The following is a 26,043-nucleotide window of genomic DNA, read 5'->3' on the forward strand; positions in this document are numbered from 1 at the left end:
AGATGTGTATAAGGGACAGTCCTTGGTGGGCTGCTGGGAGGAGGGCTGCTGCTGCGCTTCATCTGGCCTGGATCGCTGGGGGCTCCAGACGTGCCCGGTCCATGGTGGTTGGTGGCGGGGGGCCTGCTGGTCGGGGTGGGGACGCGACTGGGCAATGGCTGCACCAGCGGTCATGGCGTGTGCGGTGTCGCACGGGGGACGCGGCGGTCGCTGGTGGCCACGATCACGTTCGTGGCCACGGCCATGCTGACGGTCTTCCTGGTGCGTCACGTGCTGGGAGGTGTCGCGTGAAGGCCCTCCTGGTCGCGGGACTTTGCGGCGTCCTCTTCGCGCTCGGCCTGGGGCTGGGCGGGATGACCCAGCCCGAGAAGGTGATGGGCTTCCTGGACGTCGCGGGCCGGTGGGATCCCTCCCTCGCCATGGTCATGATCGGGGCGGTGGGGGTGCACGCCGTCCTCCTGCGGCTGATCCGCCGTCGGTCCGCTCCGGTGCTGGCGGCCCGGTTCCCGGCGCCTTCACAGGCTCGGGTGGACCGGTCGCTCATTGGCGGTGCGGTGCTGTTCGGCGTGGGCTGGGGACTCGTGGGCTACTGCCCGGGTCCTGCGTTCACGTCGCTGGCCACGGGTGGACGGGACGTGTTGCTGTTCGTCGGGTCCATGCTGGCGGGGATGGCGTTGTTCCGCATCTGGACGCGCGCCAGGGGAGCTGTCTCAACGGCCCCTGGTTCTCATTCCTCCGCTCGACCTCAAAGCTGACCCACGCCGAGCGTTTGGTGATTCAGGCGACATTCCAAAAGGAAATTTGCGCCCATTCTCCCGCTGCACTCGCGTCCGCGCGAATCAGAGCGCCGGGCACGTAGTCTGCCTGTGTGCTGCCTCGCTTCGCGGCCCAGCAAAATCCATTCAGTGCGTGCTGTGAGTTGATGACCCATGCGCGAGCTGTGGTCGCAAGCCGCGGAAACGTTTTGGGGAATGTTCTCCCCAGTCCCTTGTGGGCCAGATGGGTGATCAGGTCGATGTTCTTGCTTTCGAGGGAGGCACGGAGGTGGGGATTGAAGAGCTCACCACAGGCCAGCAGGTAACAGTTCAATCCCGCCAGCTCCACGGTTCGTTCCTGCTGCTCGGATTTGGAGGGCGCGTCCAGTTGCGCGCCATTCGCCGCAGTGGTGCTCCGCTGCCTGAACATTCGAAGGATGGTCCCATCCGGGGCACTGGCAAAGACCCAGAAGGGGAGCGACCTCTTCTTCGTCCATTCATCCAAGCGCTTTCCACTCCCGACTTTCGATTGCCCTAGCTTTCTTGCCGTGCCCGAGTCGACTCCTGCGACCAGGGACACGCCCTTGCATGCCAGTGCAAGCGCCTTGGCATCCCGCGTTAGGGCTTTCTCTTCGTCGTGCTGGGAGAAAAGGTACCCGGCGGGAAGAAGCACTACGTCGGCGCCTCCGCGCCGACAGTGGTTCGCGATCTGCTCCGCGAAAATCAGCCGTTCGGATTGCGCCTCTGGAACACGAAACCCCTCTCTGCCCACTACGACACTCGCAACGGTGGTCATTCAGGTTTTCTCCCTGGTCCGGTTCGGCTGCGGATTCTTCCCCCATCAACCACTATCAGGTTTGTATGTCGGGATTATCATTGGAAAATCAAGGGCTTGGGGCGCACCTTGGTTCGCGTATCAACGGCGAGGCACTGATGCCCACGCCGCATTGGAAGCGAGGGACGCGATGCGCAAGAAGCCCAACCACCAAGCGGACATCCAGAACGGCAACCGGGGGACTCCGGGAACGAACATGACCTGGGACAAGGCCCAGGGCAATCGAGGGAAGCAGTTGAATCCGAACGCCAGACCGCCGCAGCCTGTCCGCGAGGATCCGCAGGGTTCGAAGAAGTAGAGTGGTCTGTGTCGGTCCCCGGGAGGCGCTTGGGTACTTCCCGGGGGCCCGTTCGAGGCGATGAAGACACCATGGATGAGAAGAAGCCCAAAAAGCCAAAGTTCAAATACACCCGGGAGTTGGTGAAGATTGCCCTCTCGGATGGCATGACGCAGCAGGAAGTGGGTGACCTCTGCCGTGTTGAGCAGAGCGTGGTGAGTGGCTGGGCCAATGGCAGGTCGCTTGCGTTCGAACACCAAGTGGCCGAGTTGAAGAAGCGCTATGGCAACCGGCTCAACCGAACAACTTCTCGGGTATACCTCGCGGTCTCCGGCGAGGTGCCGGGGGCTCGGTGGGAGGACACGGAGCGCGCGCGGCGGTTGATGGACCTGAGGGACCAGCTACGGCGCGAGCAGGCGCTCGCAGAGAAGAGCTTCCGGAGCAGGGTAGCGCGAAAGGCCCAGAATCAGAGTGAGGCGGTCGGCGTCGGCGTCGACGACGAGCGCGTGAGCGATGCGCAGGATGACGGGGCTAGTTCGAAATCGGCCCAGTTGGAGTCGAGTGAACTCCAGGAGGCCATTTTGCCAGGGGAGGAACAGCAACAATCGCTCGATACCCTGATCGAGTTTGACAGAGAGGAGTTCGAAGCGGCTCGGCCAACGCAGTTGATGCAGGTCGAAGGCCCACTGGTGTTGAGGTACACGTTCGTCCGGCTCGTTCCCGTGCTCCGCAAGGGAATTGAGCTGGAGCGACTACCGGTGGCCCGCTGGTTGGTGCACCGGCAGGCGAATGGAAGATTCGTCCTGGTCGCGCAAGAGCGTCGGATTCTCCTCGGCCGCGCTCGTTGGCACTGGCGCAGGATTCTGAAGGGCGTGCAGGAAGAAGCACATCGCCGCTTCGCCTCTGGAGTTCGAGGTATTGACGTGAATTTCAAGCAATTGGCGCACGACGAACCCTACGTCGAGTGCGCTGACGATTCGGCGCGCTGGCTTTCCTCCATTCATGGGCCCCTGGATTCAAATGCGCTGATTGGCCACTGCGACGCCTTCTTCGCCGGGAAGAAGCACCATGGACCGCACGATGCGATGACGCTGCCCTTCCTTGTGCGGAAGATGCTCATCGAGCATGGCCACGATGTGCCAGGGGTGGTTCGCATCGTTGCTTCGGAGTAGGATGGTTTCCCCAACCCAAGACAAAGGCATCCAGGATGGCCATGCCAGAGCCTTTCATCTCACGGCAAGAGACCGTGTGACTGTCTGCCCTCCTCTGGGAGGGTTGCCTCCGAACAGGCCCGCTCTCGAGCGCGCCCCGGACGCAGACGGCAGCTGCCTTTCGGGGCAGAACTTCAATGGAAGCAGGGATCGCGATGACGAATCGCGTGCCTGCTTGAACATGGGATAGGGGTGGGCAGAGCCCGGCGCCTTGCGGATTCGCGACGCGCCGGGCTCATTTTTCGCCGGACGCGTGAGGAAACCCTTGCTGTTCACGTCCCGGTCGGAGGCACGCGCTTCAGCTCTCGCGCCGGTATCCCTGCCACCACGGCTCCGGGGGCCACGTCCTCGATGACGAGCGCGTTGGCTCCAATCTTCGCTCCGTCACCTATCGTCACCGGGCCCAGCACCTGGGCGCCCACGCCGATGAAGACGTCGCGCCCCACTCGGGGCACTCCGACCTTTCCGGGGGCTCCTTCCAGGCTCACGTTCTGGGAGATGAAGCTGTTCTCCCCAACCTCCACCCCCGGCGCGATGATCACGCCGATGCCTCCGTAGCCCAGCTCCACGCTGGGATGCAGCGCGGCCTTCGTGTCCACGTGGCTGTTGTTCAGGCGGTTTCCCACCGCAGCCACCACGCCCGCGAGTCGAGGAACCTTCAGCGCCTGGAGCCGCTTCGCGGCCCAGTAGAAACTCAGCGCCGTCGGACCCATCTCCCCACCATCCTTTTCGCCACCGGTGCCCAGCGGAACTTGGACCGCTGCAGGGTCTGCCCTACCAGTGTATCCCGGTAGATGAACAGCCAGTGGTGTTGTCGCACCGCTTGCGTCCACTCGCGCTTGTACGGGGCGTCATCCCCCAACAAATCGAGCTCCTTCAGCCCCCTCCCGATGCAGTCCTGGACAAGGTTCTCCGTCAGCAGGTGACCCGGACTCACCTCTCCCAGCACCTCGTCGTAGCCGGGCTTCATCGCCAGATAGCGACTTCCGTACTCCAGGCCGTACTGGAAGGCGATGGCCCTCGAATCCAGTCGCAGGAAGTACAAGCCCAGCCAGCCCCGCCTGGCCGCCATCCGCGCCAGCGAGGTGTAGAACCCCCGCCGGTGTTCCGCCTGGGCAATGGCCGTGCCCTGCTGCGCCTTCCAGCCGCTCTGCTCCAGCGCGAACGCCTCCTCCAGCCGGGCCTCCAGCCCCTCGCTTCCGGACACGCGCTCCACCTCCACGCGGCCCTTCTCCTCCAACCTCCGACGCCTCCTGCGCAGTGGCTTCGCGTTGCTCCGTCCCTTCGTCCACGCCGTCACCGTGCTCGGCAGCGTGAGGTATGGGGACCTCGCGCTCGGCCACGCACCCCAGGGCATTCCCGCGCCCCGCGCCGCATGCATGAGCGCCCACGCCGCGCCGTCCTCCGGCACGTCCGACAGCCGGAGCACGTCCCAGCTCGGGTCGCCCATCAGATGCGACAGGAAGGCGGCCGCCGCCCGCTTCGGCTCCTCCGCCAGCAGGTCGAAGCGGCAGGAGTGCTTGTTCGTCAGCGACAACAACTGCCGCACCGGCACCCCGTACTGGTGGCCCTGCTCCTCCTTGAGCCCCAGCACCGCCACGAGGCTTCCCGCCGCGTCCCTCGCCGTGAGGATGCGCAGCGGCGCTCCCTTGCCGAAGTGCTCCAACCAGCAGCGCACGAACTCGTGCCGGTAGAAGACCTGGTCGTCCACGCGCAGCACCAGCGCGTTCCACTCCTCCTCCAGCGCGTTGAAGCCGGCAAGGTCGCGGACCACGTCCACCCGCAGGGGCTCCGTGCGCTCTCCGGTCCTTCGCTGGGCCTGCCTCCAGGCCCGGGGCCCGCCGTCACAGGGCCGGGATGGGACGCGCTCCCCGAACAGCGCGTCCGTGATGGGATTCTCCTCCATGAAGGTGTCTCCTCGGGTCTCTGGCTCGCGAGGACTCAGGACAGCGGCTCGCCCGCGTCATCCACGGACGCGTCGGGTTTCGGAACATCCGGCCCCTGCGGCTTCACCGGCGCGTCGCGCAGCAGCACCGGCCCTTCGCCCTTCGCCATCGCGTTCGTCTCCGAGTGGAGGTGGCGCAGCGGCACCGTGCCGCGCACTTCCACCGACTTCGTGAACACCGCCTGTGGCGCTTCCGCCACCGTGACGGGCTGGGGCACGGGGACTTCCGTCGGCACCGGCAGGAGCCGCATCGGCTGCTGCTTCTTGAGGCCGCGGAAGAGCCAGCCGCCCTTCTGGCGCTCGTACAGCTTGCGCGTCTCCACCGCCGCCCGCGCGTGCGACACGCGGCCCTTCTCCAGGTCCTCCAGCAGCATCTCGCTCAGCCTTCGGCGCGTCACGCTGTCCAGGTAGTCGAACACCTTCTCCAGCTTGCGCACCACCACCTGCGTCGCGCCGCCCGCCGCCGTGTGCGTCAGCGCCGCCAGCTTCAGTTCGTGCCGCGCCCTCGCGCGCTCCGCCAGCTTGCGCAGCCGGTCCGCTTCGTCCGGCGAGTTCGCCTTCTCCACCAGCTTCGGCAGCACCGTGCGCGCCAGGCCCGCGTCCACGAAGCCCGAGTCGTCGAACGTCTCCAGCGACTCCAGCGCCCGCCGCCGCGCCTCCACCGACGTGCCTTCCAGCGCCTTGAGCGCCGTCGTCACCCGGTCCAACGCCATCCAGCGGTACACCCAGTCCAGGCCCGTGCCCTTGATGTTCTGCGCGCCCATGATGCTCACCTGCATCCCCGGCGCCACTGCCCGGGCACAGGCGTCCACCACCTGGTCGCCCGTCGCCTGCGCGTCGGACACCGGCACCACCTGCTCCAGGAACATCGCCTTGTAGGCCTCGCGGAACTTCGCGTGGAACGCCTTCACGCGCCCCGCCGCGTCTCCCGCCGCATCCCGGGGCAGCGCCTGCTTCAGCCGCGCGTGCACCGCCATGCGCGCCAGCAGGTACAGCGCGTGCTCGCACACCTCGTCCTTCGTCGCCGGGGCCAGCACCTCCGGCAGCGGCTGCGCCTGCACGCGCGACACCGGCGCCAGCGCCTCCTCCAGCAGCGGGCCCACCTCGCGCTCCAGCGCGCGGCGCACTTTCTCAACGACCACGGTGTCGTCCGCGCCAGCAAGCGCCTTCTCCACCGCCGCGTTCAGCGCGACCGTGGGCGTCACCTTCAGGCCCGCGCCCGCCGCGTACCGGCCGAAGCGCTCCATGAACGTCTGCGCCGTGGGACGCGGCACCTTCAACCGCGCCAGCTCCTTCGCCAGGCGCACCTCCGCGCGGCCCGCGCCCTCCGGGGTGGACAGCTCCTCCACCGCCACCACGTCCGTGCCCAGCAGGTGCCGGTCCAGCGCGTCGCGCACGTACTTGCGCAGGCCCTCCAGGTTCGTGCCGATGAGCACGTGCCGGTCCGCGGGCGCGTCCTCCACCATGATGCGCGCGAACACCTCCGAACGGGACACCCGGTCCCACCGGTTGTTGATGACCGTGATGACCGCGCGCTCCGGGTTCGACTCCGGATCCACGTCCCCCAGGCCCGTGCGGGTCCAGTTGTTCATGAAGCCCGTGCGCTCGTTCGCCGAGTGCCCGTTGATGAACGTGAGCAGGCGCCCGCGCACCCGCGTCTGCGGGAACACCTTCAGCACGCCGATCTCCGGCTGGACGTGCTCGGCCATCAGCGCCAGCGCGTACGGCCGCGACACGCCCAGCTGCTCGGCCAGCGTCGCCACCAGCGCCATGTTGCGCGGGTGCTCGCGGTAGGGGAACAGCGCGAGCAGCTCCTCCGGAATCAGCTCCGCCTCCCACCACGCGCTGTGCAAGAGCGTCGTGTCCTTCTCCTGCGCCTTCTGCTTGAACAGCGGCAGGAAGTGGTCCTCCGTCGTCACCACCTTGCCGCCCCTGGGCATGAAGTGGGTGATGACGGATGCCACGTCCATGCCGGCGGGACCCTGGATGTCCTCATGGTCCGGATAGGCATTGGTCAGCGTGGCGAAGTCGTCCTTCATCCAGTCGTTCTGGAGCAGCTCGACGAAGTTCGGCTGCAGCGCCATGCACTCCCAGAGGAACACCTCCGTGCCCAGGCGCGCGCCCAGCTCCACCATGTCCTTCTGCTCCCAGATGGTGGCCTTGTCGTAGGGGCGGAAGATGAAGAACTCGGACGGCCCGGCGCCCGGGGCGCTGTGCACGAACATCGCCTCCGAGCCCGTCGTCTTCGCGAAGACCTCGAAGCCCATGCCGGAGAAGAGCGCCGCCTTCAGCCGCTCCGTGCCGGACTTGCCTCGCGTGCCCCAGCCGCCGATGCACAGCGGAATCTGCTCGCGCGCCTTGCGCACGTTCTGGCGCTTCACGTACGTGTCGCCCAGGAACACGGAGAAGAGCGCCGCCGTGAACAGGCCCAGCGCGGCGATGCCGTTGCCGCCCATGCCCAGGAAGTAGCCCTCGTTCTCCAGGATGCGCTCGGTGAGCAGCGCCAGGAAGCCGCTCTGCAGGCCCAGCATCGCGGGCGTGTGCAGCGTCGTGGGCTTCGCCACCGTCTCCGCGGTGTCCTGGAAGAGCGTCGCCAGCGGCGCGGGCACCCGCTGCCCCTGGCCGTACGGCGTGAAGCGCACCTGGACGCCCAGGTCCTTCTCCACCTGCTCCACGAAACGCCGGCGCTCGCGCGGCTCCTCGCCACCCAGCGAGTCGAGCCGCAGCGTCGCCAGCCTCCGGTAGTCCTTCGTCACCTTGAGGCGGTTGGCCAGCCGGCGCAGGCGCGAGGCGGGCGGCACCACCACCGTCTCGCCGTGGCTGCTGAACAGGTGCACCTTGCCGTCCTTCGACAACGGCAGGTCCAACAGGTCATCCACCGTGGGCAGGTGACGGCCCCAGCTCCCCTGGCTCGCCACGTGGACGCGCTCGCCGGGGACCAGCGTCTCCGTGATTTCGTCCAGGTGTCCGGGGTGCGCGCGCAGCGTGCCCGGCATCGTGCGCCCGGTGGTGTGCAGGAAGGCCTGCCGCTTGTTCGGCGCGGGGCGGCCCAGCTCGTGCCACATGCGCCACAGGCGGCGCTGGTGCCGGTCGCCGTGCCACAGCGTCAGCGTCGTCTTTGAGCGCTCTGCGTACAGTCCGTGCCCGTCCTGCGACAGGTCCGCGAGGATGGCGCCCAGCCACTCGGGGCCTTCCGGCAGCGCCGGCAGGTTCTCCGGAGGCGGCAACAGCGGCAGGCGCGTGCGGCCGCCCGGCTTGAGCTGGGAGACGCGGCCCGCGAGGTACGCCGTCCATGCCTGCCGCGCTGGATCCTTCACCCGCCGCAGCACCTGCGCCGCCGCGGCCGCGGCCTCCACCACCGGCCCGGTGCTCGCGGCCTGCGTCGCCAGGGACTCCACCGCGTCCAGCAGGGCCGCGTGCGCGGGACCCAGCCCCGCGGCACCCAGCGCTTCGGCCAGCGCGGCGGCCCGTTCACACGACACGCGCAGCACGAGCGGCGCGGTGTCCTGGCCCAGCACGTCCACCAGCACCTGGAGGGCGGGGCCCTTCACCTTCGGCGTGGAGATGGCGGCTTCCACCGCGGCCAGCACGGCGGCGGTGCGCACGCGCGGGCTGGGCTCCGACAGCGTCCGCTCCGCCCCGTCCTTCACGATGGCCGGCACCTTCTCCAGCCCCGCCAGCCTGCGCAGCAGCGGCTGTCCGTCCGGGCGCGTGGCGATGAGCGCGCACAGGCCCATGCGCACGTACTCGCTCGGGTCGTGGTGCGCGACCTCCGTGAGCAGCGGCATCCGGTGCTCTTCCGCGAGCAGCGGCGCGCACTGCTCCAGCACCTGCCGGCGGAAGAGGAAGTCCTTCTCCGACGGCGCCTTCGCGCGCAGCCGCTGGCGCAGCAGGGCCAGGCCCGTGAGCGCGTCCACCAACAGGAGCGCGCGCAGCGCTTCGGCCTGGAAGAAGGGGCTGACGTCTTCCTGGCCCGCGAGGCTCGTCAGCGTGGGGCCCACCTCCGGCAGCGTGGAGGCGACGCCCGGCACCGACTGCGTGAGCTGCCGGAAGGCCTCCAGCGCCGCGAAGCGGTTCTGGGCCCGGGGCGCGTCCACGGCGCGGTCCAACAACTGCCGGGCCAGCGCGACGGCCGACGGCTGGAGTTCGTTCTGCGTCGTCACGGTGATGATGCCCGTCAGGGCCCGCAGCGCCGTCTCTTCTTCAATCAGGAGCTTGTGCCGGCGCTTCTCCTGCCGCTCGCGCAGGGCGTCGAAGCCCATCCACCGGTCCAGGGCGCGCAGGTCCTCGCGGCGCTCCTTGCGGTCCTTCACCGTGGCCTTGAGGTGGTTCACCAGCACTTCGCGACGGGCGGCGTCATCCACCGCCTCGTTGTGCTGGCGGGTGAACTGGATGAGCTCCTCGTGCACGGAGGCGAGCTCCGTCTCCAGCACCTCCAGGGCCACGCCCAGCCACGGGGCCAGGCCTTCCACCCCGGCGGGCCGGGGGCAGGTCTCCACCAGCCGCTGGGCCAGCGCTCCGGCCGACGCGTGACGCACGCGGCGGTGGAGCGGGGGCAGGGCTTCCAAGAGGAGCGTCTCGAGCTGATCGGTGGACAGGTGCATGTCGCGGCCAGAGCTATTCATTGCTTGAGAAAGCTGCCCGGCCCCCCCCCGTCCCCGTTCGGATCAGGACACCTCACGGCTGGAAACGTCGTTCATCCAGCAGCTCCTCGAACTCCTCTTCGGTGGGAGTCACGTCCTGCAACCCACGTCCGCCGGTCCAATCCCACCGCGCTCCCAGTGAAAAGACGTTCTGGAACCCGTACGGACCGGAGAGGAACGCGCGGTCCTCGGCGTAGAGCATCAGCCGGTTGCCGCCACGCCCCATCCACACGTTCCAGTCCACGCGGCCCGACACGCGGTGGCGCAGGTAGGCCGTGGAGCGGTGCTCGTCCTGGAAGCGCTGGGAGGCGCCGTAGCCCAGCTCCGCGCGCGTGCCCTTGAGCTTGCCGCCCAGGAGCCCCGCCCAGCTCGCGTAGGCCCCGGCGTTGTCCAGCGTGTAGAGGTTGCCGTTGCTCGTGGCGGACGTGCCCACCGTGGCCACGTGGTCCTGGAACGGCTGCCAGCGCAGCGACAGCCGCGGTGCCAGCCGCTGGGGATGGTCCTTGCCGTAGAGCCAGTAGACGTTCTGGTCGTAGCGCGTCGCATCCACCGCGCCGCTGCCCTGCATGGACTCCAGCGTCAGGCCCAGGCCCGGAATGAGGCCCACGTCCGGTGACAGCCGCACGTAGCGGTCCGCCGACACGCGGCCCCGGGCGCTCCAGCGCATCGCGCCGTCGAGCGACTGGGTGAACACCGCGCCCTGCATCGACAGGCGCAGGTCCCACGGAAGCCGGGTCAGGTACACCGCCGCGGATCCGCCCATCACCGGGCTCTTGTTCAACGGATAGCGGGCCTCGGGCGTGACGCGCAGCCACGCGCGGCCCGGGGACAGCTCCCGGCGCAGCGACAGCCGCAGCTCCATGCCCGTCTGGAGGGGACGGTTGAGCAGCTCGCCTTCCTCCACGTCCTCGCTGCGGAAGCCCAGCTCCGCGGACAGCATGCCCGGCCCGTACCCCGGGGCCTCGGGCGCCATGCCGTCCGGCAGCAGCGCCAGGTCCGGCGGCAGCGCCGGCCAGGGCAGGGGCTCCAGGCCAGTGGTGCCCTGGGCCCACGTCGAGGTCGCGAGCGCGCTCGGATCCGCGACGACACCCAGTTGCACCTGCACCAGCGCTTCACCTTCGGGTGACTCCAGGCTCACGCGGTGCGGACCGCGCGAGGGCAACAGCAGCCACGTCTCACCCGCGCGACCCAGCGGCTGCGACGCACCCTTGAGCCCCGGGTCGGCGTCCCCGGGCAGGCCCAGGTGCATCAGCGGTCCTTCCTCCGCGCCGGAGCCGCCCGCGCCGTCACCGGAGGGCAGGGGCGTGCTGCGCAGGAGCAGTTCGCGGCCCGCCGTGGGCGCGAGCGCATGGGCACGCACGCGCAGCGCGGTGGGGCCCAGCACCGTCATCACCACCGGCGAACCCGGACGGCTGCGCAGGAGCGACAGGGGCTGCGGCGCGACCATCACGCGGGCGTTGGCGGCGCCCTGCTCGGACTCCACGAAGCGCACGAGGCCGGTCTGCTGCGTGTCGGCCCGCGCCAGCACCACCTCCACCTGGTGACGGCCGGGGACGTCCAGGCGCGTGCCCAGCACGGCCGTCTCGCCCTCCGCCACCTTCACTTCGCGCACCACGCGGCCGTCCACGCGCAGCGCGAACGCACAGGTGCCGGTGACGTCCACGCCGGGACGCGGTGTGGTGCCGCACAGCACCTCCGCGCCCAGGGGCCGGGGCTGCTTGACCACCAGGCTCATCACGCGGGCCGCGCCCGCGGGCAGCAGCTTCGCCTCGGACAGCTTCCACGGCGGCGCGAGCAGCGCCTTGCGCACCGCCTGCGCCACGTCCTCGTCCTCCGTGCCGCCCTCCGACGTGGCCTCCAGCGAGCCCGCGGCCTCCTCGGCGTCGCGCAGCCGCTCCCAGCGCGTCCAGCGGCCCGCCGTGAAGCTCATGCGCCGCACGTCCGGGTGGTCCGCCCACGCCTGGAGCTGGCCCGCGAGCGCCGCGCCCAGGGGCGCGCCGCCGTCCTTCCACGCCTGGGGCGAGTCCTGGAGCCGCTCCAGCATCCCGAGCGCCTCCAGCCCCACCTGCGGCAGGCCCGTCTCGCGGTACAGCGCGGCCATCGCCAGCGCGCCCGCCGCGTCCTCACCGGAGGCCGACAGCAGCCGTGCGCGCAGGTAGCGGCCCGCGAGGCTCTTGTCGCCCGACACCGCCGCGAGCGCCGCGTCCGCGTGGCCCTCGCGCGCCTGGGCGCTGGAGGCCGACAGCTTCGCGTCGCCCGTGTCCGGCAGCGCCGCGAAGGCCGGCGACACCAGCGTGGGCTGTGTGATGGCCTGCGTGAAGCGCACCGTGCGCGGCGCCGCCTGGGACAGGCGATCCATCAGCGCGAGCAGTCGCTTCTGCTGCTCCGGCGTCAGCTTCGCTTGCGCGTCCAGCAGGCGGCCCACGTCCGCGCGGGCGAAGCCCTCCTCCTGGAGCGAGGAGAGCAGTTCGGCGCGCGCGAGGCGCGGCTCCGTTTCGCCGGGCGTGGCGCGCAGCGCGCGGGAGAGCGCCTGGAGCGTTTCGTAGGACGTGCCGGCCTGCGGCTGCGGCAGGGCAGGGACCTCCGTGGGCGCGGCGACCTCTGCTCGGCGCACCGCCATCGAGACGACGAGCGACGCCTTCGCGTCCTCGGGCTCGAACCACACCTCACGGGCCTGCGGCGGCAGCGTCACCACCACGGAGACCGGCGCGGACGACGTGCCCCGCGCGCCCTCCAGCGCCAGGTGATTCGCACTCGCGGCGGAGGGCCGCAGCACCAGGCGGCGGGTGTGGCCCACGTCGGTGGACATGCGCACCACGAGGGGCTTGCCCGCCACCGCATCCAGCGGGCGCAGTTGCACGCGCACGGGCGAGGGCAGCTTCGCGTCCGGCACCCGGAAGCGCACCGGCTTCGTGCCCACCTTCACCGGCCACTGCGTGCGCACGTAGCCGAGTTCCGCGGGCGTGCCCTGCTCCTTCGTGGGCGCGAGCGAGAGGAAGGCCCGCGTGCCGGCCGCGCCTTCGAGCTTGAGCGCGTGCTCGCCCGGAGGCAGCGCGATCTCCACCGGCTCCAGCGACGACAGCGGCAGCAGCGGGAAGGCGTTGTTGCCCACGCGCAGCACCGGATGCGTCCGGGCGCCCGGCGGCGTCATCACGTAGGCGCGCAGCAGGGTGGGGGCCTCGGCGAGCCCCGTGGCCTGGACGTGGGTGGTGCCTCCGGCGGCGAGCGGCCACATCGCGCTGCCCGCCATCGCCGCGTCGGCTTCCACGGCCTGGAGGTCCAGCCACCGCGAGGGCTTCACTTCCGTCACCGCTCCGTTGTCGTCGCGGGCGTCCTGGGACGCGGGCGTCACCTGCGACCAGCGGCTCGCGCGCCACCACGCGGTGCGGTAGCGACGGCGGATGTCCTCCGACAGCGGCTCCGCGCGCCAGGCCAGCTCCAGCGCGGCCAGCTCACGGCTTCGCAGCGGATCTCCCAAGGGCAGGCGGGCCACCAGCTCCGACGCTTCGGCGGTCAGGAAGCCCGCTTCCGGCAACGCGGGCGCGGTGCCCAGCAGCGCGTGCGCGGCGTCCGTCTTGCCCTGGTCCAGCAGCTGCTTCGCGGTGAGCAGGCGCAGGTGCCACGCGAGCGGTGAGGCGTCCGCGCCCTTCAGCGCTTCCACGGCCGCGTCCGTGTCGCGGTCCCCGATGGCGGCGAGCGTGCGCAGCAGCGGCGACAGGCCCTCCGTCTTCGTCTTGCCGTACGTGCCGCGCGCCAGCTCCGGCATCAGCGCCACCAGCTGCTGGCGCAGGAGTGATGGACGGGGCGCGGTGTCTGTCTTCACCTGCTCCCACGCCTTTTCCGCGAACTCCGTCCAGTGCGTCTGGTGCGTCAGCGCCTCGGACAGCGTGGGCCTGCGCGTGGCGACGCGCGCTCGCAGCATCAGCGGCCCGCCCTTCCAGCTCACGCGGTAGTTGTGCTTGCCCGGGGGCAGCGCCACGCGCAGCTCCTCCGCGATGCCCACGCGCTCGCCCGACGCGAGCACCCGCGCCGTGCGCCCGTCCGGGAGCGCCGCGCCTTCGGGCGCCTCCGCCCACGCGGGCTGCGAGGTGAGCTGGGCCTGCGCGAGCGTGGCGCCCACGCCGTACACCTCCACCTTCGCGGCTTCGGCGTTCGCGTCGCCGCCCAGCACGGAGCGCGCTTCCAGCGACAGCACGCCCGGGCCTTCCAGCTCCAGCGCCCAGACGTTGCCCTTCACCTCGGGGCGATACCAGGGCGCGTCCAGGCCCTCCAGCGCCACCTCGGTGCCGGTGGGACGGGGGCGCTCCACGCGTATCGCCTGTCCCCACAGCGGAGACACCAGCGCCCACTCGCGCAGGACCTCCGCCTTGCGCCAGGCGCGCACCGCGTCCCGCAGCGGCGACGTCGCGGGCTCGTCACGGACGAGCTCCGCTTCCAACGCCGCGACCACGTCCAGCCGCGCGCGCGTGCCCGCATCGAAGGCCAGCGCCGGGCGCGGCCCTTGTCCGTCCACCCACTTGAGGAGCGCGTCGCGCATCCGCTCCTCGGTCTTCACCGTGGAGGTGGGCGCGGGACGCTCCACCGTGATGCGCGCGTCCTTCGTCGCCGTCACCCACCAGATGCTGCCGGTGCCCATCGGCTCCGCCAGATACCAGCGGCCCGGACGCTCCGGGATGCCCTCTTCGTCCACGCGCAAGTCGGGCGCGTCCTTGTCCTCCACCAGCGGCACGCGGGTGAAGCGCAGCGCCCCGGCCGGGCCGGAGACGCGCACGACGTCCAGCGGGCCCAGCCACAGCGCGGCGCCCTTCTGGGGGGTGACCTCCACGGAGCCCGTGGCCTGCGGCACGCCGTCGGGCACGTAGGGCGCGTGGCCCCGCACGTCCTCCAGGGCCACCGGCCCCCGGACGGCTCTGGGCTGCCAGGCCATGCCCTCCTCACGGCGGGCGATGACGGACGGCTGCGGTGCTGCGGACTGCGCGATGACGGGCAGCGCCGCGAGCGCTCCCACGAGCAGGGTGAAACGGGCGCGGCGTCGAACGGGAAACATCGGCGCTCAGTCCTCCAAGGGTGCGAACAGAATCTGTCCCAGCCGCTCCAATCGCGCCGGCCGGGCCAGCGCTTTGCGCGTGCGGGATGACATTTCGAGGTGCAGGAAGAGGGCTTGCGGATACGCCTGGAGCAACCGTGCCTGGGCGTTCTGCGTCCCACCCAGCACCTGCACCCCCTCCGGGAACAGCTTCACGCCGTGTCCCAGCGCATCCTCCAGCGGTACGGACACCTGCCGAGCCCACGCTCCGGGTTGGCGCGAGCCGTCGCTCACCACCGCCGTCAGGGTCTCCGTGCGGCCCTTCTGGACCTTGGATTCGCCGAAGCCGTGGAGCTGCACCACGCGCAGGGCAGGCAGGCTTCGCGCGGCCAGGTCCGTCACGGTCTGGAAGAGGTGGTCCGGGTTGTGGGCCACGTCCGCCGGGTGCTCGGGGTCCTCGGGCGTCTCGCCGGGCGTGCCGTGGTAGCGGTGCGCGGTGGCGGTCATGAAGAGGCGCGGCGCGCGGCCTTCGGGCGGGCAGGAGAAGAGGCCCGCGCCGATGTCCTCCGTCCCGATGTCGAAGTAGGGGTGGGGCACCTGCACCACGTCCTCGGTGGCCTCGCCCGTGCGCACCACGTACGCGCCCGCGCCGTGGTAGCGGTCCGGCCGCTCGCGCAGCACCCAGAAGGTGTCGCGCGGCGTCGTCCACGTCTCCAGGAAGAAGCCCACCGACGCGGCCACGTTCGTCAGCTCCGGGGGCACGTCCTTCTGCTTCGGCGCCGCCGCGAGCAGCGCGGGGATGAGCTTCGTGAAGGCCGCGCGCTCCTCCAGCGTCGTGGGGTGGAACGTCACGGCGTCCACGCGGGGCCACAGCCCCGAGAAGCGCGCGTCCACGCGGCATCCGTCCTTCGCGCCGGCTGCCTCGGGCGGGTTCACGGCCGGATCCTCCTGGGGGACGCGCTCCTGCTTCGGGGTCTTCGCGCTCACGGCGGGCCGGGTCGCTTCGAGCTTCTGGGACTTCTGCGCCAGGGCGCCAGATGCATTGGAGGACAGGGCTGTCTGGGCCTCCGTACCGGGCGCGAAGCCCAGCACCGACACGACCCCCGCGGCCACGAACGGGCGCCACGACCCGGTCCTCCGGGACGGCTTCACAGCGCTTCCTCCAACTGCCAGCCGCCCCGGTTCCACTCGCGCGGGGCGGTGTTCTCCAGCGACTGGCCGAAGACGAAGAAGCGCGCCCACATCGGCTCGGGGCCCAGTGCCTGGATGCGGACGGTGTGCACGCCCGGCGCGATGTCCTCGCCCAGCGTCACCGGCACGGTGCGCGCGTACCACTTCACGCCCGGACGGCCCGCTGGCATCGCCGGATCCCTCTCGGAGGCGGGCAGCACCACGGTGCGCTCGGCGCGGGTGACGTGCGGCACCAGCACGCTGGCGCGACGCACGGGGTTGCCTCCATCCACCGTGACGGAGAGACGGGGCGCGGTGGAGGCCTCCGCCACCGGCGTGTAGACGACGACGTTGAGCGTGACGGCGCCGGGGCCCGTCTTGCGCACCGGCACGCGCAGCCCGCTCGAGCCCACCGGGTACACCGTGCGCGAGCGCAGCCCGCTGCCCGCCGCGGGAGGCCGGTTGAGCATCGCCGTCAGGCCGGGCGCGGACGAACGCAGCAGCACCTCATGCTCGCCGGGCGGCAGGGGCGGCAGGAGTTCGCGCGAACGCGTGGAGCGCACGGTGAAGCGGTGAAGGGGCTCGCCGTCGAGCAGCACCTCCACCTCGTTGCCCAGCGCCGTCGCGTCCTTCAAGGACAGCCGCACTTCCGGACGGGTGGGCGTGCGGGCATCGAACTGCGCCCGCACCGCGCGGCCCGGCTCCAGGATGGTGGACAGCGTGCGCACCACGTCCGCGGTGTCCGCCTGCGCGGACTCCAGGACCTCGACCACGGCGGGCGTCCCATACGGGCGCACCACCACCGCGTCACCCGAAGGCGCCACCGCTTCGTCCTCCGGGCCCACGGGCTCCAGGCGCACCTGGCTGAGCAGCTCCATGCGCGCGCCACCCTGCATCAGCTCGCTCATGTTGGCCGGCCGCATCGGATGCCAGGAGCGTTGATCCAGGGGCGCGTTGCGCCAGCGCACGCCCTTGAGCGCCGTCTCGGTGTAGGGCGCCACGGGCGTGAGCGCCTGCGCACCGGCCAGGAAGCTGTAGAACTGCACGATGGTGGAGCGCGGCGCCTCCACGCGCAGCTTGCGCGCACCCGCCGGCAGGAACAGCCGCGCGCTCGCCACCTGGGACACCCAGGCGGGCAGGTCCGTCACTTCACCCGAGCCCGCCGAACCCGCGTCCTGCGTCACCTGCGCCACGGGCATGCACGGCAGCGCGCCCCCGGGCAGCGCCACCAGGTCCGCGCTCTCGAACGGCGCGGGCTCCGTGGTGGCATCCAGCGAGGCCTGTCCCAGCGGCTGGCCCTTCGCATCCAGCACCGTGAGGCTCAGGTGCAGCGGTTCGCGCGACGGGGCCCGGTCCAGCGAGCGCGCGTCGATGCGCACCAACCTTCCGGCCGCGTCCATGCGCGGATCGATGTCCAGCTCCAGCACCGGGCACGCCGGACCGGTGGCGAACGCCTCCGTGCGGCGCGTGTCCGGCAGGAAGGCGACATGGCCATCCGCCGCGGCGCCCGGCGCGGGACGCGGCCCGGCGGGCAGCAGCCACGACTCGAACGGCCCCTCCACCGTGTAGCGCAGGTCCTCCTTGCCGTCGTTGCGCACCGTCACGGTGTGCACGCCCGCGGGCAGCTCCAGCGGATGCGACATGGGCGAGCCCGCCACGGGGCCCGGCAGCTCCACCGTGTGCACGAGCCCGTCCTGCGACAGCGTGCGCACCGTCACGGGGCCATGCGGCTGCGGGTGCGCGTCCGTCGCGTCGCTCCACAGCCACAGCACCGGCTTCGCGGGCCCGGTGACGTTGAGCGCCACGGCGCGCCCCGCCTCCAGCCGCTCCTGCACGGACTCGGTGGCCTCCACCAGGGGCAGCCGGAACGCGGTGCGGTAGACGGGCTCGATCTGGTAGTCCGTGCCCGCCTCGCCCTCCGCGTTGAGCCGCTCCCAGTGCTCCTCGGTGAGCCAGCGGCGCGTGTCCTGGGACAGCTTCTCGAAGGGCTCGAAGGTGGCGCGGCCGGCGCGGACCTCGGCGCGGGCCTGCGCCAGCTTCTGCGACGCGAGCAGCGGCAGCGTGCGGTGCGCCCGGACGTACACGCGCGCCAGCAGCGTGCCCTTCGTGCCCGCGGGCCGCAGGTACAGCACCGAGTGCTCCGGCCGCTCCGGCAGGCGCAGCACGAACTCGCGCTCGTCCGTCACCTGCGCGGTGGCGATGGTGGTGAAGGCGCTCTCCTCCAGGAAGGTGCCGTCCTCCTGGGGCTGGCCCTTGCTCTGACGCGTGCGCGTGAAGATGGAGCGCTCCAGCACGATGCCCGCCGGGGCGCGCAGGATGGCCTGCAGGCCGTACTGGTACTGCTTCTCCGGCGCGTAGGGCGTGCCTTCGGGCAGCATCTCGTGCGTGACGATGAGCAGCTCCTCCGCTTCGGAGGGGACCCGGACGCGCATCTCCTTGCCCGGCTCCAGCCGGTAGAAGATGAGGCGCTCGGCGTTGACGAACTTCGCGTCGCGGCGAGCGGTGGGCGTGTCGGTGTTGCCCAGGACGGCGAGGCTCGCGCCCCAGATGAGCGCCAGGGCCGTCAGCAGGCCCAGGAGCGCCAGGAGCGCGCGGCTGCGGGTCTTCATCGACGTGCCTCTTCGCGGGAGACTTCCCCGGTCAACACCACCGGTCGGCGGTGTCGCAGCGCCACGTCCACCGCGCTCGCGAGCCCCGCGTCACCGGCGGTCAGCTCCGCGCGCTCGAGCGGCGACGGGTGCTGCTGAAGGAAATAGACGGCGCGCAGCACCTGATGTCCCTGCCGCGCCTCCACCAGGAGGAAGGGCAGGCCGTGCTCGGCGCTGAAGCCGGCCTTCACCTGCCGGGACACGTTGCCCACGCGCTTCGTCTGGGACAGCGCGCGCAGGTCGTGCACGTTCTGCTGCGCCAGGTAGCGCTCCGCGCCGGCGGTGAGCTCCGCGAAGTGCTCCTTCAGCGCGGACGACACCGGCTGCGAGGGCGCCACCAGCCGATCCGCCAGCAACGCGCGCTCCGGCGACTCGCGGGGCTCCTCGGGCGTCAGGCCCGTGAGGGCCAGCTCCTCGGCCGCGAGCCGGGGACCCACGAAGGCGCCGCGCAGCGGTTCGGACAGCCACAGCGTCGCCAGCTTCGCCCCACCGAAGGTGCGCGAGAACACCTGCTGCGGGCTTGCGTCGTTGAGGCCCGTCAGCTCCGGAGCGCCGTCGTTGTAGCGCACGCGCTGACCCAGCCAGCCCAGCGGGCCGGAAGAGGACAGCAGGCGCTCCAGCTCCGCCGGCCGCTGCGCCGGGGTGAGCACCGGACTGCCCACGTCCACCAGCACGTCCGCGTTCACGGAAGGCCGGCCGGAGAAACCCCGGATGGCCAGCACCTGCCCGTTCTTCCCGGGCAGCGCGCGGTGCACCGCTTGATGGAACGCCTGGAACGCCGTGCGCAGCTCTCCGAAGGTGGCGGGGTGGGGCGCTTCGGTGGAGGCGGTGGCGAACACCAGCGCGGTGGCGCCGGCCTCGTGCCACAGCTCCGCGGCCACCTGCAGCGTGCCCGCCTCGCGACCCGGCGACGGCACCTCCAGCGCGAGCGGCGAGCCGCCCTGACGCACCAGCAGCCCCGCGCCCAGCCGGCCCGGCGTGGCTTCCGCGTCCGTAACCCACCAGCAATCCTTCGCCTGGGCGCAGTCCGTCACCGGGTGCACCCGCAGGCCCAACAGCGCCGCCATGGCCCCGGCCCAGCGCGCGCGCAGCGCCACGGGCACGTCGGAGGTCCCGCTGCCCAGCAGCGGCGCGGCCACCTGCTGCTCCAGCACCAGCAGCTCCGAATCCGAGGGCCGCACCGCGGGCGTGCGCACCCCGTCCGGCGTCACCATCAGGGCGCCCAGCGCGTCGCGCTCCGTCATCGGCGCGGCCAGCTCCGGCGCCTGGGCGAGCACCCGCGACGCGAAGTCCGCGGGCCCCGCGCGCAGCACGCTCAGCCGGTCCTCGCCCCAGGTGTCCCCGGGCTCGGGCGGCGCGGCGGACGTCACCTTCGCGTCGGGCCACAGCGCGGCCAGGGACTCCGGCGCCTTGCCATCCTGCGTGTGCAGCACGACCTGTCCCGGCTTCAGCGAGGCGTCCACGCGCACCTGCACCCGCTCGCGCGAGGACAGTGCTTCGTGGGCGTGGCGCAGCGGCGTCTCCGACTGCGACAGCGCGTCGCCCAGCACCAGCCCCGCGCGGCGCGAATCCACGCCGCTCACGATGATGGCGCGGCAGTGCACGCGCTCGCACAGGAGCGCGGCCACCTCGGCGCTCGGCGCTTCGGAGAGGGGACGCGGTACCTCCAGCACCGGCCCCTTCGCGCCGGGCACCAGCAGGGACGTGTCCCAGCCCGCCTTGCCCTCGCCGTCCACGCGCTCCACCAGCGCGAAGCGCGCGGGAGAACCTTCCACCACCGGCAGCGCGCGAAGCTCCAGCCCCAGCGCCGCCGCCTGCGTGCGCAGCGCGGACACGCCCTCCGTGCCGCCCGTCTCCAGCCACGCGTCCACGCGGCTCCACAGCGAGGAGTACGTGCGCAGGTCGCCATGCTTCAGCCGCAGCGACACGCCGCCCGCGTCACTCTCCCGCGCGGTGGCGCGGCCCATCGCCATCAGGCCCAGCGGCGTGTGGTCCAGGCCCAGCCCGGGCACCTGGTCGCGCGGCGCCTGCGCGGTGAGCGCGGTGGCCGGACGCGGCTCGATGAGCGACAGGCCGAAGCCCGCCAGGCTGCCGATGAGGAAGCCCGCCAGCGACGTGTGCAGCGTGGCCAGCAGCACGCGCGCCACCACCTGCTTCTGCAGGATCTTCACCGCCAGCAGCGTGGGCACCAGGTAGCCGAAGCCGAACAGGTCCGTCACCTTGAGGCCCGGAATGCGGCCGCCCATGGCCCAGCCGATGGCCCACTTCACGCCGAAGCCCAGACAGAACACGAGCACCGTCTTGCGCGGGCCCTCCAGGTTGAGCGTGCGCAGCCCCGGCACCGACAGCACCGCCTTGGCGGCGACCACCAGCAGCAGCACCTCCGCCAGCGTGGCGACCAGCTTCAGGGGCTCCAGCCAGGTGAGCGCCAGCAGCGCGGGCACGAGGATGCCGTTGAAGTCCCAGCCGTACTTGAGGTTGAAGCGCGCGGCGAGGAACGCCGTCGTCAGCAGGATGATGTAGGCCTTGGGGCTGGACAGGAAGTCCTGCGCCACGTCCTCGTACATCAGCTCCAGGCTGCTGAAGGACAGGTTGGTCGCGGGCAGCAGCACGAAGCGCAAGAGCACGTACGTGAGCGCCACCGGCACGCCCACCTGCCACAGCCCCCGGCGGACCTTCAGCTTCCAGAGCGCGTTCGCGGTGAGCGGCACCAGCACCAGGCCGATGCTGTGCAGGCTGCGGTCCACGATGAAGGACGTGCCCCAGCGATCATCCATCCACCGGCCGAGCAAGGGCAAGAGCCACGTCTCGCTCACCGCGCGCACCATCACGCTGGCGAGCACGATGGAGAAGAAGCGGTCGCGGCCGAAGAACTCGCTCCACGCCCCCGTGCGGCTCAGGCCGCTGGAGAGCGCCAGCGCCAGCCCATACGTGAGCAGGGACTCGGCCACCACCGTGGCCCCCGCCTCCGGGTGGATGACGAACACCGAGGCCAGGTAGCCGGGAACGACAAGGCCCACGAAGACCCATCCCAGCGTCTCCGTGAGGAGCGCCAGGATGAGCACGCCCACGAGCACCGCCACCAGGATGGAGGTGTCGAGGGAGTAAGCCGGAAAGAGTGTCAGGGTCGAAAAGAGCGCCATGGTGGCTGCGCTCGAATCTAGGGAGGCTCAAATCACCGACCAGGGTTGCGCTTCTCGGGAGCTGAGAAGCGTTCGCTGCTCAACCCCTGATCCAACCCGCCAGTCGCGCGGACTGCCCACGCCCCGACATTGGCGCGCCCGCAGTGTCCTGGACGACAGCGAAGTGCACCTCGGTTTCACCCCGCGCCCCGCGTTTGGCACGCAGGGTGCGTGCACCCCGGATGTCAGCTCAAGGACAGGGGTCCGCGGTGGCCACGGCCTGGCAGCCCAGGCCTGAGCCGGTGAGGCTGCACGGCACCGTGTCCGCGAGCGCCTGGATCACCGCCTGGGAGGAGGCGCCGGTGCCGCGCAGGGTGACGGACTGCTCCAGGTGGAGGAAGCGGTCCGACGCGGCTGTGGCCTCGGCGTAGCAGGCGTCGGCGGCGCCGTTGTCGATGCGGCCCTGCACGTTGCTGGTGCCGCACAGCGTGCGGTGCTTGCCGGCGTCATCCGGCGCGTTGCAGGAGAAGGCGCGCCTGGTGCCGACGAGGTGCGTGTTGAGTGCGTCGCGAAAGCGCACGGAGAGGGACTCGGGGCGCTGCACGCTGGTGCCGTCGCTCACCACGGCGGCCTCGGGACCATCGCTCGCGTCCATGCCGTGCACGCTGACCGCGACCGCGTCCGGATAGGTGTCGCGCAGCGCGCGGTGGGCGGCGGTGAAGAAGGTGTTGCCGTAGTGCGCGGCGTCGGAGATGCGCAGGCCCTGGGTGCCGCACACGCTGGTGGTGCCGCTGCACGGGCTGGCGGTGGTGACGGCGCAGCGGTTGCTGCCGGTGAGCAGCAGCGCGCGGGCGCCCAGCGTCACCAACTGCGTGGCCGTCTGGCGCAGCGTGCCCTCGTCGGAGTCCGCGTGCGGCGCCTCCAACCAGAGGTCGCGCGCGGGCGACAGGTTGAGGATGAAGGTGCCGCCGCCCCGGGTGAGCAGGCCCTGCTCGCGCACCACCAGCCACGCGGCGCCGTCCGCGTTGCGGAAGGTGGCCACGCCAAAGCCCAGCGTCCCCAGGTCCTGCACCACCTGCGCGGTGGGCCCCTGCGTGAGCAGCGCGCGGAAGGCGCCTTCAAAGGAGGTGAGCTCCGTGCCGCCGGGCTCCTTGAAGCCTCCACTGCGGGCCGGGCTGATGGACGCGCCCATGAGCCACGTCGACAGGTCCCCCTGGAGGGTGGCCAGGCCACTGAGCGGTGCGCACACGCTCGCAGAGGGAGCAGGCGCGACGGTGGCCGGGGTCTCGGTCTCCCCGGTGGGCGTCTGCTCCACGGGGATGCTCGGGTCGGCCGGTGTCTGCGTCGGTGCCTGGGCCACGCCCTCGACAGGGGCCTGGGGTGCCTGGACGACGCTGCCGGGGGACTCAGCGGAGGGGGCCTCGGACACGGCACCGGACGGGCCGGCGACGGCGCTGCTGCAGGCGGCTGCGAGCAGCAGGAGGCAGGGGAGGGACGTGCGCAGGAAGGACTGGGACATGACCCGTCCCGAACACCGTCGCCTGCGCACGCATTCGCATCCCGTCAATCCCAGATGACAGCCGGGAAAGGGCCCGCATGCCTGTCCGCTCTCGTCGCCTGCCCGCTAGGGGAGGGTGCGCAAGAGCCCGTCCGCGTCGGGGGCGCCCCAGCCGGTGGGGATGTCCCAGCCCGGACCGGCTTCGTACTGACGGTCGGTGACGCCCACGGTGATGTCGCGGAAGGTGCCCTGGACGTCGGGCCGCGTGTAGAGCTGCGAGTTGAGCCAACCCACCGGCGGCTTCGCCACCTCCGAGCGCGCCCCGTTCACCACCGCGATGAGCCCCGCGAAGATGGGCGACGCGAACGACGTGCCGGTGTTGGGGACGGTGACGCCCAGCCACGTGTACCAGTAGCCGGTGTCCGCGTTGAGCGCGACGTCCACCACCGCGCGCTTCGCTGGCAGGGGCACGATGCCCTTCTGCCATTCAGGCGTCGTGAAGGTGCGGCTGATGCCGGAGCCGGAGTAGTACCAGGCCGTCTCGCCCGTCACCGTCATGCCGTTCATCTTCAACTGCGTGCCGCCCACCGCCGTGACGTAGGGGCTGGAGCCCGGCGTGTCCACGCCCGCCGAGTCGCCGCTCGCCGCCGCCACGGTGATGCCCAGCGCCGCGGCCATCATCCCGGAGGCGCCGTACTGCTCGTGCACTGCGCGCGGTTCGGAGTCCTCGCGGTGCGCGAAGGACGTGGTGATGACGGAGACCTCGCCCCGGGCAATGGCCTCGTTGAAGGTGAAGAGCATGGACGTGTTGCGCGCGTCCGGGCCCATGTAGACGAGGACCTCCGACTTCGGCGCCATCGCCGCGGCCCACTCCACGTCGAGCGTGCCCTCGCGGTAGCGCGTGACGGGCGCTTCCATGGTCTGGATGACCTTGGGGTCCTCGCGCTCGATGTCGAACATCTTCCAGAACGCGCGCACGTCCTTCCACCGGAAGCTCGCGCCAATCACCACGCCCAGCTTCGTGCCCTGGCCCTCATGGCCCTGGTTGTAGAGCGTGTCCACGCCGTACGCGCGCGCCACCTGCTGCGGGGTGAGGCCCCGGTTGATGGGGTCGGGCTTGTCGGTGGAGGGCTGGCCGAACTCGCCGGGCAGCGTCCCCGTCGCCGCCGGCAGGTCCAACGCGACGATGGCGGACACGCGCTGCTGCACGAACGTGGGCGCCTTGATGGGCTCCGTGAGGCCGTAGACGTCGTGCGGATCATTTCCGCCCTGCGGCGACTTGCGCTCCAGGATGCGGATCTTCACGCCGAAGGCCTTGTTGAACTGGCCCACGGTCCCCACGAACTGCACCAGCAACCGGTTGGACGCGACGCGAGGCGTCTGCAGCCCCTGGGACTTCATCCAGTCCGTGACGAGGGTGATGTCCTTCTCCAGGGGCGCATGCTTCGCGTTCCACTCCTGGGGCGTCATGTACTTGCGGAAGCCCGCGCCGCCCGGCTTGTAGATGTCGTTGATGCGCTGCTCCAGCGCGTCCTTGTCGCGGATGGGGAAGGCCACCAGCCCCCGGATGAGGTCCGTCTCCGGCGCCTCGCCCTTGTCCGTGTAGACGCCCGGCAACGGGCCCGGGACGCCGTCCGTCGTCGGGATGGGCGTCGGGTCCAGGACCTCGGCCTCCGGCTCCGGCGGCGGGTCCACCACCTCCGGCTCGGGCGGTGGCGTCGTCGCGGGCGGTGGCTGGGAGGTCTCCGAGTCGGGAAGGGTGGGCGCGCCCTCCACCGGTGTAGGCCCTGGCGGACGGGGCTTGCCCACCGACGTCAGCCGGTCCGAGTCGCGACAGCCCCCCATCCACCCCGCCAGCAGAAGAACACCCGTGAGGATGTGTCCGCGCTTCATTGCTCCCCCAAGCCCGCGGTGACCCCTCGGGTCCGCCGCACCCCAGCCGTCCTCCGGGCTGGAGGACGTCGCCCATTGTGCGCATCGAAGGTGGGTGCGATTGCCCCACGAGGCAACTGTCGTGGACTGGTAAAACGCGGCTACACTGTTGGCACTTCTTTGCCCATCCCATGCGGCTGCCGACAGCACTCCTGCTCATTTTCTTCCTGCTGCCGTGCGCTGCGCTGGCGCAGGCAGACACGCGCATCACCTTCCTTGGGCGTCAGTTGGAAAAGGGAAGGGATCCGCGTGCGCGCTCACAAGCTGCCCTCGTGTTGGGCGCCACCGAGGACCCCGAGGCGGTGACGCCGCTGTGCGGCGCGCTGAAGGACCCCAGCGAGCTGGTGCGCGCGGCGGTGGCCAAGGGGCTGGGGTCGCTCCTGGAGCCAGGGGGACTCGACTGTCTCCAGGCGTACCAGGGGGAGACGGACGCCTCCGTGCAGGCGGCGGTGGCGGAGTCCATCAAGGCCCTCAAGGCGTACCAGGCGCGCCGGCCGCGCTTCTACCTGGCGCTGGACACGCTGAAGGACAAGACGGGCGGCATCTCTCCGGAGCTGGTGAAGGTGACGGAGGCGCGGCTGCGCTCGAAGCTGGTGAGGCGTGGCGCGCAGATGGCGCCGGTGAAGGAGACGAAGGCGGCGGCGAAGGGTGCGCTCAAGAAGATGGGCGTGCACGGCTACCGCATCACGGCGGAGATCCAGGCCACGGACAGCGGAGGGCTTCGCCTCGCGATTCTTTGCATGAGCTACCCGGAGCAGTCATTGATGGGACAGGTGGAAGTGAATGCTGCGGGTGCGCCGCCCGCGGACTTGTTGAAGGCCCTGATCCCCCGCGCGATCGAGGAAGCCGCCGCGACCTTCACCTGGTTGTCGAGCCGGCCCAGGAACTCCAGCACGCCATCCTCACGCCAGCGGACCAGGTCGCCCGTGCGGTACAGCCGCCCGCCGGGCGTGATTCCCTGCGCATCCGGGACGAAGCGGT

The 26,043-nt window shown here is 71.2% G+C and carries 15 protein-coding genes; 5 read left to right on the forward strand and 10 right to left on the reverse strand.

Going from position 1 to position 26,043, the window contains the following annotated elements; translation table 11 throughout:
- Positions 1 to 90: 90 nt before the first annotated feature.
- Positions 91 to 291: a YeeE/YedE family protein gene (locus D7Y13_RS15225; RefSeq protein ID WP_279637092.1), complete on the forward strand. Its 201-nt coding sequence runs from the start codon at positions 91 to 93 to the stop codon at positions 289 to 291.
- On the forward strand, positions 288 to 755 hold the full coding sequence (locus D7Y13_RS15230; protein WP_120584435.1) for a DUF6691 family protein: 468 nt from the start codon (positions 288 to 290) through the stop codon (positions 753 to 755). The genes D7Y13_RS15225 and D7Y13_RS15230 overlap by 4 nt, the downstream gene beginning before the upstream one ends.
- 22 nt (positions 756 to 777) lie before the next feature.
- Here the strand turns inward: D7Y13_RS15230 and D7Y13_RS45215 are convergent, their stop codons facing one another.
- Positions 778 to 1,551: a hypothetical protein gene (locus tag D7Y13_RS45215; protein WP_147444364.1), complete on the reverse strand. Its 774-nt coding sequence runs from the start codon at positions 1,549 to 1,551 to the stop codon at positions 778 to 780.
- Between the two features lie 169 nt (positions 1,552 to 1,720).
- Here D7Y13_RS45215 and D7Y13_RS46895 point away from each other — a divergent pair, with 169 nt between their 5' ends.
- Both D7Y13_RS46895 and D7Y13_RS15235 read left to right on the forward strand, forming a co-directional pair.
- Positions 1,721 to 1,888 carry a hypothetical protein gene (locus D7Y13_RS46895; protein ID WP_167508750.1) on the forward strand — a complete coding sequence of 56 codons (168 nt, stop codon included), beginning with the start codon at positions 1,721 to 1,723 and terminating at the stop codon, positions 1,886 to 1,888.
- 71 nt (positions 1,889 to 1,959) lie between these two features.
- Positions 1,960 to 3,039, forward strand: coding sequence for a hypothetical protein (locus D7Y13_RS15235; protein WP_120584434.1), 1,080 nt, complete (start codon positions 1,960 to 1,962; stop codon positions 3,037 to 3,039).
- A gap of 311 nt (positions 3,040 to 3,350) precedes the next feature.
- Here D7Y13_RS15235 and D7Y13_RS15240 read toward each other — a convergent pair whose 3' ends face one another.
- The 9 genes from D7Y13_RS15240 to D7Y13_RS15280 form a co-directional block, all read right to left on the reverse strand.
- Complete coding sequence (locus tag D7Y13_RS15240) at positions 3,351 to 3,791, reverse strand: serine O-acetyltransferase (protein WP_120532850.1); 441 nt, start codon at positions 3,789 to 3,791, stop codon at positions 3,351 to 3,353.
- Positions 3,773 to 4,984: a GNAT family N-acetyltransferase gene (locus tag D7Y13_RS15245; protein WP_120584433.1), complete on the reverse strand. Its 1,212-nt coding sequence runs from the start codon at positions 4,982 to 4,984 to the stop codon at positions 3,773 to 3,775. The genes D7Y13_RS15240 and D7Y13_RS15245 overlap by 19 nt, the downstream gene beginning before the upstream one ends.
- 35 nt (positions 4,985 to 5,019) lie before the next feature.
- A complete protein-coding gene (locus tag D7Y13_RS45730) occupies positions 5,020 to 9,627 on the reverse strand; it encodes a hypothetical protein (protein ID WP_158620410.1) in 4,608 nt (1,535 codons plus the stop codon).
- A 73-nt stretch (positions 9,628 to 9,700) separates the two neighbouring features.
- Positions 9,701 to 14,713, reverse strand: a complete 5,013-nt coding sequence (locus D7Y13_RS15255; protein ID WP_120584432.1) for a hypothetical protein — start codon at positions 14,711 to 14,713, stop codon at positions 9,701 to 9,703.
- Between the two features lie 6 nt (positions 14,714 to 14,719).
- Positions 14,720 to 15,805, reverse strand: coding sequence for a hypothetical protein (locus D7Y13_RS15260; protein WP_147444363.1), 1,086 nt, complete (start codon positions 15,803 to 15,805; stop codon positions 14,720 to 14,722).
- A 35-nt stretch (positions 15,806 to 15,840) separates the two neighbouring features.
- Positions 15,841 to 18,471, reverse strand: a complete 2,631-nt coding sequence (locus D7Y13_RS15265) for a hypothetical protein (protein WP_120584430.1) — start codon at positions 18,469 to 18,471, stop codon at positions 15,841 to 15,843.
- Positions 18,468 to 21,653, reverse strand: a complete 3,186-nt coding sequence (locus tag D7Y13_RS15270; RefSeq protein ID WP_120584429.1) for a poly-gamma-glutamate biosynthesis protein PgsC/CapC — start codon at positions 21,651 to 21,653, stop codon at positions 18,468 to 18,470. The genes D7Y13_RS15265 and D7Y13_RS15270 overlap by 4 nt, the downstream gene beginning before the upstream one ends.
- A 229-nt stretch (positions 21,654 to 21,882) precedes the next feature.
- Complete coding sequence (locus tag D7Y13_RS15275) at positions 21,883 to 23,151, reverse strand: hypothetical protein (RefSeq protein ID WP_120584428.1); 1,269 nt, start codon at positions 23,149 to 23,151, stop codon at positions 21,883 to 21,885.
- 105 nt (positions 23,152 to 23,256) lie between these two features.
- On the reverse strand, positions 23,257 to 25,023 hold the full coding sequence (locus D7Y13_RS15280) for a S53 family peptidase (RefSeq protein ID WP_120584427.1): 1,767 nt from the start codon (positions 25,021 to 25,023) through the stop codon (positions 23,257 to 23,259).
- Positions 25,024 to 25,334: 311 nt separating this feature from the next.
- Between D7Y13_RS15280 and D7Y13_RS15285 the strand changes: the two genes are divergently transcribed.
- Positions 25,335 to 26,043: HEAT repeat domain-containing protein (locus D7Y13_RS15285; RefSeq protein WP_341870414.1), on the forward strand; the 709-nt coding region annotated here is incomplete at its 3' end.

Source organism: Corallococcus praedator (assembly GCF_003612125.1).
Lineage (GTDB): Bacteria > Myxococcota > Myxococcia > Myxococcales > Myxococcaceae > Corallococcus > Corallococcus praedator.

Excerpts from the sequence above, each read along its gene's own strand:
- D7Y13_RS45215 (WP_147444364.1), bottom strand. The coding sequence starts at position 1,551 with ATGACCACCGTTGCGAGTGTCGTAGTGGGCAGAGAGGGGTTTCGTGTT.
- D7Y13_RS46895 (WP_167508750.1), top strand. The coding sequence starts at position 1,721 with ATGCGCAAGAAGCCCAACCACCAAGCGGACATCCAGAACGGCAACCGG.
- D7Y13_RS15235 (WP_120584434.1), top strand. The coding sequence starts at position 1,960 with ATGGATGAGAAGAAGCCCAAAAAGCCAAAGTTCAAATACACCCGGGAG.
- D7Y13_RS15240 (WP_120532850.1), bottom strand. The coding sequence starts at position 3,791 with ATGGGTCCGACGGCGCTGAGTTTCTACTGGGCCGCGAAGCGGCTCCAG.
- D7Y13_RS15245 (WP_120584433.1), bottom strand. The coding sequence starts at position 4,984 with ATGGAGGAGAATCCCATCACGGACGCGCTGTTCGGGGAGCGCGTCCCA.
- D7Y13_RS45730 (WP_158620410.1), bottom strand. The coding sequence starts at position 9,627 with ATGCACCTGTCCACCGATCAGCTCGAGACGCTCCTCTTGGAAGCCCTG.
- D7Y13_RS15255 (WP_120584432.1), bottom strand. The coding sequence starts at position 14,713 with ATGTTTCCCGTTCGACGCCGCGCCCGTTTCACCCTGCTCGTGGGAGCG.
- D7Y13_RS15265 (WP_120584430.1), bottom strand. The coding sequence starts at position 18,471 with ATGAAGACCCGCAGCCGCGCGCTCCTGGCGCTCCTGGGCCTGCTGACG.
- D7Y13_RS15270 (WP_120584429.1), bottom strand. The coding sequence starts at position 21,653 with ATGGCGCTCTTTTCGACCCTGACACTCTTTCCGGCTTACTCCCTCGAC.
- D7Y13_RS15275 (WP_120584428.1), bottom strand. The coding sequence starts at position 23,151 with ATGTCCCAGTCCTTCCTGCGCACGTCCCTCCCCTGCCTCCTGCTGCTC.
- D7Y13_RS15280 (WP_120584427.1), bottom strand. The coding sequence starts at position 25,023 with ATGAAGCGCGGACACATCCTCACGGGTGTTCTTCTGCTGGCGGGGTGG.